Source organism: Terriglobia bacterium (assembly GCA_036496425.1).
Classification (GTDB): Bacteria; Acidobacteriota; Terriglobia; order 20CM-2-55-15; family 20CM-2-55-15; genus 20CM-2-55-15.
Genome location: DASXLG010000240.1, coordinates 1 through 17,302, shown reverse-complemented (window position 1 = coordinate 17,302; position 17,302 = coordinate 1). Strand labels below are relative to the sequence as shown.

The 17,302-nt window shown below is 59.4% G+C and carries 16 protein-coding genes; 10 read left to right on the top strand and 6 right to left on the bottom strand.

The features are described from left to right. Positions 1-54: 54 nt before the first annotated feature. Positions 55-390: a hypothetical protein gene (locus VGK48_16810; GenBank protein HEY2382838.1), complete on the top strand. Its 336-nt coding sequence runs from the start codon at positions 55-57 to the stop codon at positions 388-390. A 29-nt stretch (positions 391-419) separates the two neighbouring features. On the opposite strand, the gene VGK48_16805 is transcribed toward VGK48_16810, so the two are convergent. After that, complete coding sequence (locus tag VGK48_16805) at positions 420-1,487, bottom strand: alpha/beta hydrolase-fold protein (GenBank protein HEY2382837.1); 1,068 nt, start codon at positions 1,485-1,487, stop codon at positions 420-422. Positions 1,488-1,504: 17 nt separating this feature from the next. On the opposite strand from VGK48_16805, the gene VGK48_16800 reads away from it, so the two are divergent. From VGK48_16800 to VGK48_16790, 3 genes are all read left to right on the top strand, one after another. Beyond that, positions 1,505-1,897 carry an FtsX-like permease family protein gene (locus VGK48_16800; GenBank protein HEY2382836.1) on the top strand — a complete coding sequence of 131 codons (393 nt, stop codon included), beginning with the start codon at positions 1,505-1,507 and terminating at the stop codon, positions 1,895-1,897. 100 nt (positions 1,898-1,997) lie between these two features. Then, positions 1,998-4,808: a TonB-dependent receptor gene (locus VGK48_16795; protein HEY2382835.1), complete on the top strand. Its 2,811-nt coding sequence runs from the start codon at positions 1,998-2,000 to the stop codon at positions 4,806-4,808. Between the two features lie 136 nt (positions 4,809-4,944). After that, positions 4,945-5,220 carry an MTH1187 family thiamine-binding protein gene (locus VGK48_16790; protein ID HEY2382834.1) on the top strand — a complete coding sequence of 92 codons (276 nt, stop codon included), beginning with the start codon at positions 4,945-4,947 and terminating at the stop codon, positions 5,218-5,220. Between the two features lie 47 nt (positions 5,221-5,267). On the opposite strand, the gene pepE is transcribed toward VGK48_16790, so the two are convergent. Then, positions 5,268-5,987 carry a dipeptidase PepE gene (gene pepE, locus VGK48_16785; GenBank protein ID HEY2382833.1) on the bottom strand — a complete coding sequence of 240 codons (720 nt, stop codon included), beginning with the start codon at positions 5,985-5,987 and terminating at the stop codon, positions 5,268-5,270. Positions 5,988-6,018: 31 nt separating this feature from the next. Continuing rightward, on the bottom strand, positions 6,019-7,152 hold the full coding sequence (locus tag VGK48_16780) for a TIGR03435 family protein (protein HEY2382832.1): 1,134 nt from the start codon (positions 7,150-7,152) through the stop codon (positions 6,019-6,021). 243 nt (positions 7,153-7,395) lie between these two features. Here VGK48_16780 and VGK48_16775 point away from each other — a divergent pair, with 243 nt between their 5' ends. Next, the gene (locus VGK48_16775; protein ID HEY2382831.1) at positions 7,396-8,214 is read left to right on the top strand and encodes a TIGR03435 family protein; all 819 of its coding nucleotides are present in this window, start codon (positions 7,396-7,398) and stop codon (positions 8,212-8,214) included. A gap of 202 nt (positions 8,215-8,416) precedes the next feature. On the opposite strand, the gene VGK48_16770 is transcribed toward VGK48_16775, so the two are convergent. From VGK48_16770 to VGK48_16760, 3 genes are read right to left on the bottom strand one after another with little or no spacing between them, the layout of a single operon-like run. Beyond that, positions 8,417-9,169, bottom strand: a complete 753-nt coding sequence (locus VGK48_16770) for a hypothetical protein (protein HEY2382830.1) — start codon at positions 9,167-9,169, stop codon at positions 8,417-8,419. Further along, the gene (locus tag VGK48_16765) at positions 9,147-9,380 is read right to left on the bottom strand and encodes a hypothetical protein (protein ID HEY2382829.1); all 234 of its coding nucleotides are present in this window, start codon (positions 9,378-9,380) and stop codon (positions 9,147-9,149) included. Before VGK48_16765 ends, VGK48_16770 begins: the two co-directional genes overlap by 23 nt. A 35-nt stretch (positions 9,381-9,415) precedes the next feature. Next, positions 9,416-9,892 carry a hypothetical protein gene (locus tag VGK48_16760; protein HEY2382828.1) on the bottom strand — a complete coding sequence of 159 codons (477 nt, stop codon included), beginning with the start codon at positions 9,890-9,892 and terminating at the stop codon, positions 9,416-9,418. Positions 9,893-10,036: 144 nt separating this feature from the next. Between VGK48_16760 and queE the strand changes: the two genes are divergently transcribed. From queE to VGK48_16735, 5 genes are all read left to right on the top strand, one after another. After that, positions 10,037-10,675: a 7-carboxy-7-deazaguanine synthase gene (gene queE, locus VGK48_16755; protein HEY2382827.1), complete on the top strand. Its 639-nt coding sequence runs from the start codon at positions 10,037-10,039 to the stop codon at positions 10,673-10,675. 52 nt (positions 10,676-10,727) lie between these two features. Then, on the top strand, positions 10,728-12,236 hold the full coding sequence (locus VGK48_16750; GenBank protein HEY2382826.1) for an acetylxylan esterase: 1,509 nt from the start codon (positions 10,728-10,730) through the stop codon (positions 12,234-12,236). Positions 12,237-12,365: 129 nt separating this feature from the next. Next, complete coding sequence (locus VGK48_16745) at positions 12,366-14,762, top strand: DUF1592 domain-containing protein (protein ID HEY2382825.1); 2,397 nt, start codon at positions 12,366-12,368, stop codon at positions 14,760-14,762. Next, positions 14,759-16,108, top strand: coding sequence for a DUF1552 domain-containing protein (locus VGK48_16740; protein HEY2382824.1), 1,350 nt, complete (start codon positions 14,759-14,761; stop codon positions 16,106-16,108). The genes VGK48_16745 and VGK48_16740 overlap by 4 nt, the downstream gene beginning before the upstream one ends. 2 nt (positions 16,109-16,110) lie before the next feature. After that, a partial coding sequence (locus VGK48_16735) for an ankyrin repeat domain-containing protein (GenBank protein HEY2382823.1) occupies positions 16,111-17,302 on the top strand: 1,192 nt, incomplete at its 3' end.

Genomic DNA, 17,302 nt, shown 5'->3' with positions numbered 1-17,302 from the left:
AAGCACCAATTTCGATTACTGCTCTGCAGTCACAAAGCTGTTGAAGCGGGAGCGGTGTGTCTGATTCTGATGGTGCAAGGCCATCTTGGAGACATCGCCTTGGGCCATCTGTTGATTGCGTCCAAGACCGGCCTGCTTGCCGTATCCCCGGTTCTCGGCGTCACGCTGACGCGTCACGCGCGGCACCTCGCCAATCGTTGGACGTCATCCGCGTTCCTTGGCATCTGTGCCTTCGCCGCAGATGCGATAATCCATGGGTCCCACTATTCCGGGGACTATGCGGAGGCCGCCCTGACCGGCCTCGGCGCCTTTGCCTTGTCGGTGGTCGTTTCCTATACGCCGGTCGGCAAGTATATCGATCGTCTCGCAGAAGCATTCCTGCACGAGTGAATCGAATCGCGATCAGCTGTCGAAACCTGTCAGTGCACGCCGGGCGACGTGGGGTTGGCCGGCGCTGCCAGATTCTTCGAGAAAAACGGGATGAGATTCCGCTCGATGCGGTCGTTCAGCATGTTGGTGTGATCGCCGTCGTATGCTTCAAATGCGTGCGGAATGCCGAGGCGGACCATGGCCTCGTGCAACTGTTTATTCGATGCGATAAACGGATCTTTCGTTCCGGTCTCGATTGCGATCGAGTAGTACTTCTTCAAAGTCGAAGCATATTGTTCGAGCATCGTGAGAATGGAGTTCGCTGCCCATTTCCCGGCGATGTCGGGCCGCGTTTTGCCATCGCTTGCCGGCAGATCGAGAAAAAGCGGCGGATTATTCGGATCCGGAGACCATGCGGCTGCTGCCGCCATTGTCATTTCCTTGTCGGACGGGGAGGCCGGAAGCATGGCGTCCGGAGTTGGATTCATCGCGGAGAGGCAGCATGCGCTCATGATGTACAGGCTGGAAAACACTCCGGGATGTGTCATCGCGATTCGCAGCGCGCCGTAGCCGCCCATCGAGTAGCCTGCCAGGCCGCGGCTGATCGGTTTTGCGAGCGTGCGGTAGTGGGTGTCGATGTAACCGACAAGATCCTCCGCGACAAAACTTTCCCAATCTCCCGTCGTGACCGAGCTCGAATACATGCTTCCTTTGTGCAACGTATAGGCGTCGGGAACCACGACGACCGGCTCGCTGAACCCCTGCATCGCGGCGTACCTGTCGGCGAACTCTTTGATTTGATCGATGGGGTTGCTGTGCGTTCCATAGTCGTGCAGGAAGTAAACCACGGGGAACTGGCGCGCCGGATCGGCGGCATAGCTGGGAGGCAGGTAAACCGCGACCTGCCGATCCGGCGAGTCGCCTTCGAGATTGCCTTCGAGCGCCTTGCCGTGAACGGTAACGCGCTCGATGGTACTTGCGCGCGGTCCATTGCCCGCGCCGCCCCCTCCGCCCCGCGGAGCGCCGCCGCGTCCCTGCGCGCCGGCCGTTACCGCTGCGGTAAAAATCAATAATGCCGTTGTAAGCCCGGTGATTTTCACGCCGATATCATCACACAATTCAGTGATCTACAGTGATGACGACTTTCCCCTGGGCCTTCAATGCTTTTTTGTCTTTCCTTTGCGCATTTCTGCCCAACGGCTCTTCCTGTGATCAGGTCAGCCGGAAAACGCGCGAGATCGGAATCCGCATGGCCCTCGGCGCCGAACGTGCACACGTCGTGAAGTCCGTGCTGAAGCACGCGGCGCCGATGTTTGCGCTCGGGCTGATCTTCGGCCTCATCCTGAGCATCGCCGGAACTCGCGCCGCCGGCTCGGGAGGAGACGGCGGGTTCAGCTTCTTCGCGCCCAACCTCGAATCCTCCGCCGCAGTCACGCTCGTCCTGCTCGTGACTGCTTTCGGAGCCGCCGCGATCCCCGCCTGGCGAGCTTCGCGCGTCGATCCCATGCAGGCGCTTCGTCAGGAGTAAACACATTTTTTTGAACAAAATCACCCTGGGAGGAATATATCAGGAGAGTGGCAGGTATCTGCCCGGTCAAAATTCGCTTTTTCGCTAGAAGAAAGGCAGCATGCTGCACTGTTTCTGTTCAGTCCGGAAGGCCATCATCCTCGTTATAGCGCTTTGCATTGCAGGTTTCGCAACCAATTCCGGCTTCGCCCAGAACTCCGGTACTGCCGCCAGGACAGGTGAGATCCGGGTGCACGTCATGGACTCCTCAGGGCGTTCGGTGCAAGCCCATGGCACGCTGTCCGGTCCAGCCGCCGGCAGCGGCCGCCCCGTCGAAAGCGCCGCCGACGGATTGTTGACCATTCCCGATCTCGCTTTTGGCAACTACCAGCTGGCCATCGCCCAATCCGGCTTCGCCTCGCAGACCATCAGCTTCCAGGTGCAATCTTCGACTCCTCTCACTCGCGATGTGACATTGCTGGTGAGCGGGATATCGACAAGCGTAAATGTAATCGCATCCACACCGATCGGCACACTGGATGTGCCGTTGTCCGATGTCCCCGTGCCGGTGCAGGCGCTCTCCGCCCAGACCGTCGTCGACACCAACGCCATCGATCTCAGCGACGCCATAAAACGCCGCCTCAACGGCGTCTACGTCAACGAGAATCAGAACAACCCGTTCCAGCCCGACATCAACTATCGCGGCTTCACTGCGTCCCCGCTCGTGGGCGCACCTGCGGGCCTGTCGGTATACATGGACGGCGTCCGCCAGAACCAACCCTTTGGCGACGTCGTCCAATGGGATCTCATCCCCAAAATTGCTATCAACACCATGGAACTCATCCCCGGGTCTGATCCGGTTTATGGACTGAACACCCTCGGCGGCGCAATCACGGTTCAGACCAAGAGCGGCCTCACCGACAGCGGCCTCTCCATCAGCAGCTACGGCGGCCAATTCGGCCGGCGCGCCGTCGAAGGCCAGTACGGCGGCAGTCATGGTGCATGGAACTGGTTCGCAGCCGGTACCCTCTTTCACGATGACGGCTGGCGCGTGCAGTCGCCCTCCGACGTCAGGCAAAGCTTCGCCAAATTCGGCTACGCCAAAAGCAATACCATCGTGTCGGTCTCGGGCGGCTACGCCATCAACAGCCTTATCGGAAACGGCACACAGGACCTCCGCGCCATCAGCAGAAACGTTGGCCTCAATCACGGCTATAGCAGCGTCTATTCCATTCCCGACGCCACCGATCAGCACCAGCCGTTCCTGACGATCAACGCGGCCCAGGCGCTCAGCCATGGCCTCGCAATCAACGCCAACGCCTACGTCCGCTATACACGCACCAACACAGCCAACGGCGACGTCAATGACGACAGCTTTACGCAGTCACTCTATACCTTGAGCGCAGCCGATAAAACGGCTCTCAGCAATGCCGGCATTCCGTTTCCAGGCACAGCCATCACGGCAGCCAACACGCCATTTCCTTATCTGCGCTGCATCGCCGCGAGCCTCGAGCTCAACTCGGGAGGCGCTGGTGAGCCTGCGGAAAAGTGCACGGGCGTCGATACCGACACGGTCAACCGCCAACATGCTTATGGGGTAACTGCGGCGATCTCCTGGAACACCGCGCAGAACAAGCTGACCCTGGGTGCAGGTCTTGACCGTGGCAGCCTGACCTACGTTCAGAACTCGCAGTGGGGCTACCTGAACAGCGACGGCATCAGCATCACCCGTGTTCCTTCCTTCGAGGATGGCAGCGAGCGCGACGACGATGGAACACTGGATGACAACCGCGTCAACCTTCACGGCGTCACGACCACCCCCAGTGTCTACGTCACCGATACCTACAGCACAGGCAACTGGGCCTTCAACGCCGGCGGCCGTTACAACCACACCGGCGTCAACAACACAGACCGGCTGCCTCCGGCGACATCCGGCCGGCCCGGGTTGACGGCCGACAACGTCTTCCAGCGCTTCAATCCAACCGCCGGCGTTGTCTACAAGGCCGGCTCGTTGCTGAACGCCTACTTTGATTACGGCGAATCGAGCCGTGCCCCGACCTCCACTGAACTCGGTTGCGCCGATCTCAACTTCCCCTGCTCGCTGCCCAACGCGCTCGTCAGCGATCCGCCGCTTAAGCAGGTTGTCAGCCGCACCTACGAGTTCGGCGTCCGTGGCAATCCTGACGGCCGCTACAGCTGGTCCGCAGGCTACTTCCACACTATTAACAACGACGACCTTCTCTTCGTCGCATCGCAGCAGACCGGCTTCGGCTACTTCCAGAACTTCGGCCAGACCCGCCGCCAGGGTGTTGAAGCTTCGGTTCTTGCGCGTCTGCGCAAGCTGGACGCGGGCGTCGATTACACTTTCCTCCAGGCGACCTACCAGAGTACGCAGATCATCGGCTCCGGCAGCAACAGCAGCAACACCAATGCACACGCCGGCGAAAAGGGGGTGACCGATGGCGGCAATATCACCATTTCTCCCGGCAACCAGATCCCGCAGGTGCCGCAGCACATGCTCAAGCTCTATGGAGACTGCCATCCATTGAATAAGCTCGGCATCAGCGCCGACATCCAGGCGCTTGGAAGCTCATACGTCAAGGGCAACGAAAATAACCAGTACCAGGCGGACGGCCAGTACTACCTCGGCATCGGCAAGGTCCCATCCTATGGCGTGGTCAACCTCGGCACCCGTTACACATTCAGCCCGCACCTCGAGCTCTTTGCGCAGATGGATAACCTGCTCAACCGGAAGTATTACACCACCGGCCAGCTCGCTACCTCACCCTATAGCGACAGCGGCGCTTTTATCGCCCGCGAGTTTACCGCCTACCCCAGCGGAGACATCCCTGTCCGCAATACGACCTTCGTCTCCCCCGGCGCCCCTTTCACCGTCTTTGGCGGCTTGAAGTTCACGATCGGACGCCGTTAACTCGAGATTAGGCCGGCAGACAAAAATCGGGCCGTGCGGATATCGGCTTCCGTCAGCTCTTTCTTGTTCATCGCGCTGAAGTCGGCCGGGTTTGCAATAGACTGGTCGACATGAAGGTCATTGCAGATTTTGCCTTATTCCGATCGGGATCGGCGTCTCGGTTTCCAAAGAAATCGCTGCTTGTGAACGTGTGCTTGCGGAAACCGGGCTGAAAACTCGATTACACGCCTATGGCACGAATATCGAAGGGGAGTGGGATGACGTGTTCGCAGCCATCAAGCGATGCCATGAGGTGGTGCACGCCATGGGGACTCCAAGAGTTTCATCGACCTTGCGATTCGGTACACGAATCGACCGCCAGCAGACGATGGACGAAAAGGTCCGAAGCGTTCAACAAAAACTGGAAGAGTAATCGATCGCCGAAAAATCAGAAAGCCGTCTGTCCATCCGCCGTTCGTTTTAGTGTAAGAGAAAGCTGAAAGACTCGTCGGGCGCGATGTCGCGTGGTAGTTCCCCTTTAACGAAGAGCCGGGCAGGTTTGCCGCCTAAAAGCCTCAGTTCCGAACCATCGATTCGCAGCATCGTGCCTTCGCGTATGCCTAGGACGGGGACGCCGGGATTCGCGTGCGTGAACTCCATGAGCCGCTCGTCCCGGGTCTCTCCCATGTGACCCTCAATTTTAGCGTCCGTGTAATGAGGGTTTATCTGGAATGGAACGAGGCCGAGAGCGTCCAAGGTTGGCGGTTCGACGATCGGCATGTCGTTGGTCGTTCGGATCGTTGGACAGGCAATATTCGAGCCCGCACTCCAGCCGACGTATGGCATACCGCCATGGGAACGTTCGCGAATGAGTTTGACCACACCGGCGCGGTAGAGGCCGCGAAGGAGGTGGAAAGTGTTACCGCCGCCAACCGCTATTGCGTCCGCCCGTTCGACCGCCGCGGACGCGTCGGCGGCGGTGTGGAGCGACTCGACGTCATAGCCCAGCGGGCCGAAATGCCGGCGAACGCTCGCAAGATACTCGTCCTCCGAATACATCACCGTCGCGAAAGGCACAAAGAGCACGCGCTTCACCGCCGCGCCAAGAAAGTCTGTCAGCGCGCCACGCGCAAACTCACTGGGCTTCTGGCCTATCAGCTCCGAACCGTTGCTCAGTAACAGCAGTCGTCTATTCGTCATCAATGCCTGGGGGCCACGCTTTTACCAATAGTCAGTTCTCCGACGGGCGCGAAACTTTATCGATGACGATGACATCGACAGGCGCTTTTGTTGATTCCAGTTTCATGCCGAGTTGCTCCTGGAAGGCGGTCACGAGGTCGGGTAGAGGATCGGCTCCCGGAGGCGGGGCGAGCATGAGGTTCATTTGGGTGAACTGCGTTTCGTCCGGAGCCCATTTGAGAGCGACGTTGTAGCGCCCAGTGAGTCCGCTTTGGTCGACCACCGGACGGTCGAGCATGACGCGTTGCATTAGACTGGCCATATCGGTCATGGTGGCGTTGTTCATGGTCATGAGGCCGGTGCCGGGAACGGAACCCGCGAAGGTGCCGGCGCCATTGCTCGCCTGAGATTCGCTCCTCGTCATCTTGATGCCCGCCAGACCGCCCTTGCCAACATTAATCGTGTAGGCCGAGAGTTCGCGTTTTTCGATATGCAAGGTGATCCCGAAGCGGTCCTTCACCAGGTTCTGAACCATGATGCGCAATTGGGCATCGGTAGGCCTGCCTCCTTCAGGGAGCTTTGCATTGACTTCGTAGCGATCGGAGGTTGCCCATGCGGGAAGACCGGCGAATTGTTTGGGGTGCATGTTGTAGCCAAAGGTCAGCAGGTAGATCAGCGAGGCTCCGTGGGCCTGGTAGCTACCAGGCCCGATGCCATAAGTTCCGGAAGGGATGTTGGTGACGGGAGCGGGTTTGATGGTGGCGACCACGAATTCGAGCGGCACATCTTTCGCGAGGATCGCGGGCGGCTTCGGCAGCTCCCAGGCCGTCTCCGGTGTAGCGCGCTTTAATGGCATAGGCATGGTATTGCCTCCCATCGTCAGCTTGCCGGCCAGGGAGTTGCCGTCAGCGCTCAGCGTGCCTTCATACGTCATGCCTGCGATAGACATCTTCGCGGTGGCGCCTTGCAGCGAGATATTGGCGACAGGCAGTTGTAGGTTGATATCCAACAGAAACATGACACCCGCGAGAGAGCCATCGGCGCGCGTGACTCGGATCGCAGCGCGACTTTCAGCTGCATTCGGCATCGTGACGTTCCCTTGCCAGACTCCTTCGAGGGACTGGGCCATCGCCAGGAGGGAGAAGACGGGCGACAACAACAGAACTCGCAAGATATGACTCTTCATGTGGCCTCAAGCAAATTCAGCGGAATTTCCATTTATGGTTCCCGAGCACAGGTAAATGATAAGAAATTTAAGCGGATTATGCCAACTTGGTTGAGGCCAATCAAGAGCTCAGATCTGTCGATCCTTTTGAGTCTAACCAGCAGCTTAATCGCGCCTCCACACTAGCGCATAGAATCAACCGCCAGATTGTATGACGGAACAAAAGACATATTGCGGTGTCTATAAACGCCTTTGGAGGAAATTGTGAAACGACTGGCGTTCATCTGTTTGGCTTTTTGCTGCAGTCTGCTCGGCCAGGCGACTACGCCCGGGACGGCTGCGTTTGAGGTCGCATCCGTCAAACCGAGCGCGAGCGCTTCCGATCGGGCGTTGATTCAAGCGGTTCCGGGCCGGCTGCTGATGGAGAACTTCGCTCCGCGGACGCTGATCGTTCTGGCTTACGGCGTCGGCGACTATCAAGTCGCCGGAGGCCCATCCTGGATCGGTTCGGATCGCTTCGATGTTCAGGCCAAGGCGGAGGGCAATGCCACGGTTCAACAGATGGAAGGACCGATGCTTCAGTCGCTTCTGGTCGAGCGATTCAAGCTGGCATTTCATCGCGAGACCCAGCAGCTTCCCGTGTACGAACTGACTCGGTCCAACACCAATGCAAAACTGCAGCTGACGAAAGACGGCAGCTGCACCACTTATTCCCTGGCTGCGCCTGCCCCACCTCCTCCTGCCCCAGGGGCGCCCGGCACCGTTTTTTGCGGATTTCCTCATTTAACGCAAGCGGGAACGAACCGTGCCATCGATGGCACGGGCGTGAGCATGGCAACGCTGGCCGGAAACATTGCCCGAACCGTGCGCAGGGCGGTCATCGACAAGACCGGATTGACCGGAGCCTACGATCTCCATCTGGAATGGACCGAGGCCCCCATGAACATCCCAAATCCGGATGTATCCGATCGTCCTTCCATCTTCACCGCCGTTACCGAACAACTCGGACTGAAACTGGAATCTGCCAAAGTTCCCGTGGAGGTTATCGTCATCGATCATGTGGAGCGGCCCTCGGCGAACTAACCGAGCGCCTTGCAGCTAGTCCACGCCTGGGACATCGGCGTGAAGATTTGACCAAAGCCCCCGTTCTCTTCTATCGCGCATTTCCCTATGAATTCATGATCGTCTATCGCTCCACGGTACCGCTTGAAATTGTAGCCGTCTTGCATGCGAAACGAAACGTGGAGCATTCTGAAGCCGTCCGGGCAATCCCGTGTCAGGAAGCTTACTGGGCGGAATTGGCAGGACCGTTCAGGCCGACGAGCAGTTCCAGCGTGGAGTTGCCTTCGGCTTTGCGCTCGTAAACGGTGAGGTTGAACGAGCGGAGGGTTTCGACCAGGGCGATCGCCGCCTTGTCGGTGCCGCTGTGGGTGCAGACGATGCCGAATTGCGGAGGCGTCAGGGCGCCGAAGCGGCTGACGACAGGAGACCATTGCGCTTGCGACAGTGCGGCGGTGAGTTGTTGAGCGAGGGGACCGGCTTCGGGATCCACCAACTCCACAATCGTGACGTGTTTTCCAGCGAAGGGACGCAGGGTGGAAGCGATGACCTGCATTTGATTGGCAGTCAGTTTCCGCGGGGCCGACGTACGCGCCGTCCTTGCCGCGGCTTCGCGAGCGGCTCGTTCCTCCGCTTCGGCGCGAAGCTTTCTTTCCTGTTCCAGTTGAACGGAGAGAACCAGGTTCTGCTTACGCAACTCTTCCTGCGCCCGAGTGGCGGCCGCGGTGCGCGACTCTGCCTGGGCGACAACCACATTGGCTTCCGCGGTGTGTTGGGCCGCCGAAGCCGTGCGTTCATTCGCCAGCGCAACCTGCTGGGCAGAGTCCGCCTGGACCTTCTTAAGTTCGGCGTCCCGCACGGCGGCGCGTTGCTGCGAAATGAAAACAGCAAGAACGGAAACAACCAGTGTCAGAGAAACCGAACCGATGTAGGCGAGATTGACCCAATATGATGCTTTATCCAGAAAGATCGGACTCATCGAGGCTTTCGCCATGCGGATTATAGTCCATCCGCATCCTGGACAGCGGAGGTCCCTTCCAGCGATCAAATCCAGCGGAATGATTAGATTCGTAAACGTTGGGATTCGTTAACGAGCAGGCGGAGTGCGCGGCGGTGGAGAGCGATTTCGGAAGAAATAGACTCGAATACACCAGATGCGCAAGAACCGGCAGCGGCACCGGCCTTCTCATCTATTCCTCCCGGCAATCGCAATTCGGCAATGCTGCTATTGCGTCATTCCGGCAATATGCTGTTCCAGAGCCCCGTGAACCATCGTGATCTGCCAGTCCGGCCCGTTCTTTTTGACGACAAAGCTCGCCGTACCTTTGATCATTACGGGCTTTTCCTTGAAGTTTTCGCTCAGCGTGTAGTTGAAGGAAAACCAGCCGCCGTCGTCCCACATCTGGCCGCGGATACCAGTGACTTCCATCTTCTTGGCCGGCGTGCCGGTGGTCAGCCTCATGATCCAGGCGGAAACCGGCGGCTGATGTCCGTCTTCATCGAGATAGACGGCATCGGCAGTAACGAGCTTTTGAAGCGCCATGGTGTCCTGCTTGTTGACGGCATCGACGACCTTATTTGCGAGATCCATCATCGGGGCCGGCGGTGGCGGTGGCGGGGCACCTCTTCCGCGGCCTCGTTGGCCCATTGCGACGCCGCACGCCAATGCCAGCACCACCGATAAAATCGAAATTTTTCTCATCAGATTCCTTTCAAAAGATTGCACGACATTAAATTGCCGCCTCCGCATTCTATTCGCCCGGATAACTACAGTAAATCCAAAACGCGTGGCTGCGGTTTTCATAGATATAATCATGCAATCCGGTATGCACTACCGGTTCTAAAGTTGTACTCGATCAAAGAGATTTTCTACACATTACAGGGCGAAGGCGCCAATGCCGGGCGCCCCGCCGTCTTTTGCCGCTTTGCCGGCTGCAATCTGTGGTCGGGACACGAGCAGGATCGCGCGAAAGCGACCTGCCAATTCTGCGATACAGATTTCGTCGGAACGGATGGCGTCGGTGGTGGCACATTTTCTTCGGCTGCGGCTCTCGCCGGAAAGATTGCATCGGCGTGGCCCGCCGCAATCACACCGCAAGCGCGCCCGCTCGTCGTCTGCACGGGCGGCGAGCCGCTGCTTCAACTGGACCAGCCCCTGGTGGACGAACTGCACAAGCAGAGATTCGAAATCGCCATCGAGACCAACGGCACGATGCGGGCTCCGGACGGAATCGATTGGATCTGCGTCAGCCCGAAAGCCGGCGCCGGCCTGGTGCTCCAGTCCGGTGACGAACTGAAGCTCGTCTTTCCGCAATCCGGCGCGGTGCCGGAGCTATTCGAAGGTCTCGACTTCCGGTGGTTCTTCCTGCAGCCGATGGACGGCCCCTTGCGCGCGGAAAATACCAGGCTCGCCATGAACTACTGCCTGGCGCACCCCCGGTGGCGGCTCAGTCTCCAAACCCACAAGATTCTGGGCATCCCGTAAACACTCCAGCAAACTCGCAATCAGAGACGGTCTCGACTTATACTGCCGCCATATGACTCAACGAGGGTGGCTGAAAACGATTCCATTGCTGGGCCTGATCGCAGCGGCGATGCTGGCCGCGCACTCCTTTCCCACGCATGTCGTGATGAGCAGCCAGCAGGACCGGCAGCGTGTCATGGATCAATTGAAGATCACGCTGTTCCCGAGCGGGCCGGGCGCTTACCTCGCATCGACATATGATGAAAGCACCGCGAATCCATATCCGAACTTGCCGGACCCGCTGACCTTCAACGACGGCTCCAAGGTGAAGACGCCGGCGCAGTGGCGCAAACGCCGCGCGGAGATTGTCGAATTGTTCGATCGCGAGGTCTACGGCCGGAGGCCGAAAAACATTCCGAAAGTAACTTGGACTGTGGCAAGTACGACCGAAGATAAGGCCGGCAGTATTCCGGTGATCACGAAACAACTCATCGGCCGAGTCGATAACGCCGGTTATCCCGAGTTGAACGTCACGATCCTAGCCACGCTCAGCACGCCGAAGAACGCGGCGAAACCGGTTCCGGTTGTCCTGATGTTCGGAGGCGGTGGCCGCGCGCCCGAAGGAGTTCCAACAACGACGCTCTGCACCCTCCCCGGCGCCGCTCCGCAAGGACGAGGCGCGGGCGGGCCGCCTCCGGCAGCACTTGCCGGCCGCGGCGCTCCGCCCGCGAATCCGAATGCGCCGCCGTCGGCGCAGGAACAGATCGCGAAGCGTGGATGGGGCTATGCCAGCGTGTCGACTGCCAGCATTCAGGCCGACAACGGCCAGGGACTGACGTGCGGCATCATCGGCCTGTTTAATAAAGGACAGCCGCGCAGTCTCGACGATTGGGGCGTCCTTTCCGCCTGGGGCTGGGGCATGAGCAAAGTGCTCGACTATTTCGAAACGGACAAAGCGGTCGATGCGAAGAAAGTCGCTGTGCAAGGCCATTCGCGCGACGGCAAGGCGGCGCTGGTGGCGCTCGCCTATGACGAGCGCTTCCTCACCGGCTTCATCAGCTCTTCAGGCCAGAGCGGCGCAAAACTCCATCGCCGCAAGTACGGCGAAGCGATCGAAAATATTGCCGCAACCAACGAGTATCACTGGATGGCCGGCAACTACCTGAAATATGCCGGACGCTGGGACACCCTTCCGGTGGACTCTCACGAACTTGTTGCCTTGGTCGCGCCTCGGCCCGTATTCCTGAGCACCGGCAAGGGACCGGATTTGAATCCGGACGGGACGGTGAAGCTGATGGCCACCGGCGACCCGCGCTTCCAGGCGAGCCGCGGACCCATCGGGCAGCAGGCGGAAAGCATCAACGATGCGTGGGTCGATCCTAAAGGCACGTTTCTCGCCGGCGTCGGCGCGGGGCCGGTGTACCGGCTGCTGGGAAAGAAGGACCTCGGGACAACCGAGTTTCCGCAGATCGAAACCGCAGTCGTGACGGGAGATATCGGGTTCCGCCAGCATTCATCCGGACATACGCCGGGTCCGAACTGGCCGGTGTTCCTGGAGTTCGCGACGCGCTACTTCAACTGAGAAACCAGTCCTGAACAAAGGAGATTAGCCACAAAAGGCACAAAAAGGACCCTTATGTGCCTTTTGTGGCTAATCTCCTTTGTTCAGTTATACTGCGGGTAAATTCAATTCCTTTGAGGGAGGTATGAATTGGTCGTTCGAGCGATGATGGCCGGTGCAGCCGCCGCTTTTATGGCGACGGCTCTAACCACGGCGGGGGCTGTGCAGGCGTCCGCGGGACAGAACGCTGCGGCGCAATCCAGCCTGATCAACACCTACTGCGTCACCTGCCATAACGACAAGGCGCGCACGGCCGGCTTGTCACTCGAGCACGCCGATCTCACCAACGTTCCGAAGTCGGCCGAAACCTGGGAGAAAGTGATCCGCAAAGTTCGGGCCGGGATGATGCCTCCATCCGGAATGAAGCGGCCTGAACAACCGGCGCTCGATGGCTTCGCTTCGTATCTCGAAACATCCCTCGATGAATCTGCCGCCGCCCGGCCAAGACCCGGACGCGCGACGATGCATCGCTTGAATCGCACCGAGTACGCGAACGCGATTCGCGATCTCCTTGGCCTCGACATCGATCCGTCGGCATATCTTCCTCCGGACGACGAAAGCAGCGGGTTCGACAACATTGCCGACGTCCTGAAAGTCTCGCCATCATTGATGGAACGCTATCTGTCCGCTTCCTGGAATATCAGCCGGATGGCCGTCGGTGATCTCGCCATTGCGTCCAGCACGGCAACGTATCGTGTGCGGCCCGACCTTTCGCAGGATCAGCATCTCGACGGACTGCCGCTGGGCACTCGCGGCGGGATTCTGGCGCGCCACACTTTCCCTCTGGACGGCGAGTATGTCATCAAGCTTCGGCTCTGGAGGAATACGTTCGACCTGATGCGGGGAATGGAAGACCCGCATGACATCGAAATCGCAATGGACGACGTTCGCCTGCGCCTCGTCACCGCGGGCGGCACGGAAGATTTCCGCTCGATGGCCGCCAACCCCGGCACGTTCGGAGCGGATCTCGACCGCCGGCTCACCGTGCGCATTCCGGTGAAGGCAGGCATCCATACGCTCTCCGCAACCACCGTACTGAAGAGCCACGCGGTCCGAGACGATCTGATCAAGCCGTTCATGCGAACGACGGTTGACGGACTCGACATCATGGGCGACCCATCGGTCGACCGCCTGACCGTTGAAGGACCGTTCAGTGCAACCGGTCCCGGCGATACGCCTTCGCGAAAGAAGATATTCATCTGCAAGCCGGCCGCTCCGAAAGACGAATTGAGCTGCGCCACAAAGATTCTTTCGTCGCTCGCGCGGCTCGCCTATCGCAAGCCCGTCGATAATGCGACGATGCAAACGCTGCTGAACTTCTACAAGCACGGCCGCGAAGGCAACGGAACCTTCGACAATGGAATCGAATCGGCGCTCCAGTTCATTCTGGCCAGCCCGGAATTCCTCATCCGCTTCGAGCAGGATCCTCCGATTCTCGCATCGAACGCGGTATATCGGGTGGACGACTTCGCGCTGGCTTCGCGCCTGTCGTTCTTCCTCTGGAGCAGCATCCCGGACGACACGCTGTTGACCGCCGCCGCGCAGGGGAAATTGAAAGATCCGGCCATCCTCGAGCAGCAGGTCAAACGGATGCTGGCCGACAAGCGATCGAGCGCCTTGATCTCAAACTTTGCCGAGCAGTGGCTGTTCCTGCGCAACCTCAAGAACTCCGCGCCGGATCTTGAAACCTTTCCGGATTTCGACGACAACCTGCGTAGCGCGATGAAAGAAGAAACCCGGCTGTTCTTCGACAGCATCATGCGAGAAGACCGCAGCGTCATCGATCTCTTGAATGCCGATTACACGTTCGTCAACGAACGGCTGGCGCGGCACTATGGAATCCCGGACATTTACGGCGACCGGTTCCGCCGCATCACGGTAGCCGACGAGGCGCGGCGAGGTCTTCTCGGCCAGGCGAGCATCCTCACAGTCACCTCTTATCCGAATCGCACATCACCGGTCGAAAGAGGGAAATGGATTTTAACCAACCTTCTGGGTGTCCCTCCTTCTCCGCCACCGCCAAACGTTCCGCCGCTCCAGGATGCCGGCGCCGGACAGCCGAAGACGCTGCGCGAGCGCATGGAACTGCACCGGAAAGATCCCGTGTGCGCGGGTTGTCATCGGGTCATGGACCCGATCGGTTTTTCGCTTGAAAATTTTGACGCTGTCGGGCACTGGAGAACCGCGGACGACGGAGCGAAGATCGATCCGGCCGGCACGCTCTTCGACGGCACGCCGCTGGACGGCGTCAATGCGCTGCGCAAGGCGCTGGTCAGGCAGCCGGAAGTTTTCGTCGGGGTGATGACGGAAAAGATGCTGACCTATGCCCTCGGGCGAGGCGTCGAATACTACAACATGCCGGCCGTGCGCAAAATCGTGCACGACAGCCGGAACACGAATTACCGGTTCTCGTCCATCGTGATGGGAATTGTGAAAAGCGCTCCGTTTCAGTTGCGTGAAGCGCAGGCAAAACAGGAGGCCAATTGAGCTTCATTACGAAAAAGCACTTGTCCCGCCGGACCTTTATAAGAGGCGCGGGAGTGACGATGTCGCTGCCGTTCCTGGAATCCATGCTTCCGGCACAGACGCCCCTCGCGCGAACCGCCGCGAATCCCCGAATTCGGCTCGGGCTTTGCTTCATGCCGCACGGCGGCGTCATGAACAACTGGACTCCTAAAGAAGAAGGCGCGCTCCAGCTCTCGCCGATATTGACACCGCTGGAACCATACAAGGACCAGGTGGTCGTGCTGACGAATCTCGCCCACGCGATGGCCGGCCCTCAAGGTCCCGGCGACAACGGCGGCGATCACACGCGCTGTCCGGCCGTCTTCCTCAACGGCGTGCACCCGAAACGGACGGATGGCGCGGATATCCGCGCCGGCGTCACCATCGACCAGATCGCAGCAAAGAAGATTGGCCAGGACACGCTGCTGCCTTCACTTGAACTGGCGATCGAGGACTACAGCGGCCTCGTCGGCTCCTGCGACGTCGGATTCAGCTGCACCTACATGAACACGATTTCGTGGAGTACGCCGACGACACCGATGCCGATGGAAATCAATCCGCGCGTCGTGTTCGACCGGATGTTCGGCGACGGCGCCACCCCCGCCGAAAGATTGCAGCGCATCGAGACCCAACGCAGCATCCTCGATGCCGTCACCGGGCAGATCCGAAAGCTGCAGGGCAATCTCGGTCCGACGGACCGCAATCGCGTGGCGGAATACCTCGACACGGTGCGCGAGATCGAGCGACGCATCCAGCTCTCCGAAAAGCAGAACACGAACTCGAACCTCAGCCTGCCCGTCTCTCCCAGCGGCGTTCCCGACGATCATTATGAACACACGAAATTGATGTTCGACCTGATGACGGTGGCATTTCAGGCCGACATCACGCGCATCTCGACATTCATGATGGCCCGCGAGGTCAGCTACCGCACGTTTCCGCGGCTGGGCATTTCCGAAAGCTTCCATCCGGCATCGCATCACCAGAACAATCCGGAGCGGCTGGCGGCGTTGACCAGAATCAATGCCTACCACGTCGAGTTGTTCTCGTACGTACTCGAAAAACTCAAGGCCACTCCCGACGGCGACGGCAACCTGCTCGATCATTCGCTCCTTCTTTATGGGAGCGCGATGAGTAACAGCAATGTTCATAACCATGGACCGCTGCCGGTACTGATTGCAGGCGGTGCCGCGGGAAGGCTCAAAGGCGGACGGCATATTAAATATCCGGAAAATACGCCGATGGCGAATCTTCTGATGACGATATTGGACAAAGCGGGAATTCCACAGGAAAGCGTCGGCGACAGCACGGGCTTTTTATCGGGGGTGTAATCGTGAAGCGATTCTTCGGCCTCTTGTGCCTTTTGTGTTCTCTGCCCTGCTACAGCGCAGGTTTGACCGCCGCCGATGTGGCGGCGAGCGGCGATATGCCGGCATTGCGCGCGCTCCTCAAAGAGCACGCGGACGTGAACGCCGCGCAACCGGACGGCACAACGGCCCTGCATTGGGCAGCCCATTTCAACGATCTCGAAGCCGTCAACCTGCTGCTGCGCGCCGGCGCCAACGCCAAAGCCGTTAACCGCTATGGCGCATCACCCTTATCCGAGGCCGTCGTCTCCGGAAGCGGCGCCATGATCGAGGTCCTGTTGAAAGCGGGTGCGAACCCGGACACGGTTACCGGCGAAGCCGGTGAAACCGTGCTCATGACGGCTTCGCGCGCCGGCAACGTCGATGCCGTCAAAGTCCTGATTGATCGGGGCGCCAATGTGAATGCCAGAGAAACCTACAAAGGACAAACCGCGTTGATGTGGGCATCCGCGGAACGCCATCCCCAAGTCGTAAAATTGCTGCTCGCTCGTGGAGCCGACTGGAAAGCCCGGTCGATCGATCGCGAAACGAAGGCGCCGCGGTTGAGCGCCGCTTCTTCCATATCTCCGATCGCCCGCGGCGGGTTCACCGCTCTTTCATTCTCCGCACGGGAAGGCGACATCGAATCCGCGAAAGTGATGCTCGATGCCGGAGTCGACATCAACTACGGCGACATCGATAACACCAGCGCCATGGTGGTCGCGATCATGAACAAACAGTACAGCTTCGCGAAATTTTTCCTCGATCGCGGCGCCGATCCGAACACCGTCGACGTGTACGGCCGGGCGCCGCTGTATGCCGTCATCGACATCCGGAACGAAGATTGGTCCGCTTTACCGGAACGAAAAAGCGACGATCCGTTGCCAAGCATGGATCTTGCGAAAGCGCTCCTCGCGCGCGGCGCGCGGCCCAATACAGCCCTGACCAAAAATCTGCCCGGACGCAGCGGCATGGATACCGGCGATATCACATTGACCGAGGGCTCGACGCCGTTCATGCGCGCCGCCCGCTCGGGCGACGCGGCGATGATGCGGCTTCTTCTGGAAAACGGCGCCGATCCGAAACTGAACACCAAAGACGGAAACAATGCGCTGCTGTTCGCCGCGGGAGTCGGCTATCGCGACAAGAATACCAAAGGCACCGAAAGCGAAGCCCTCG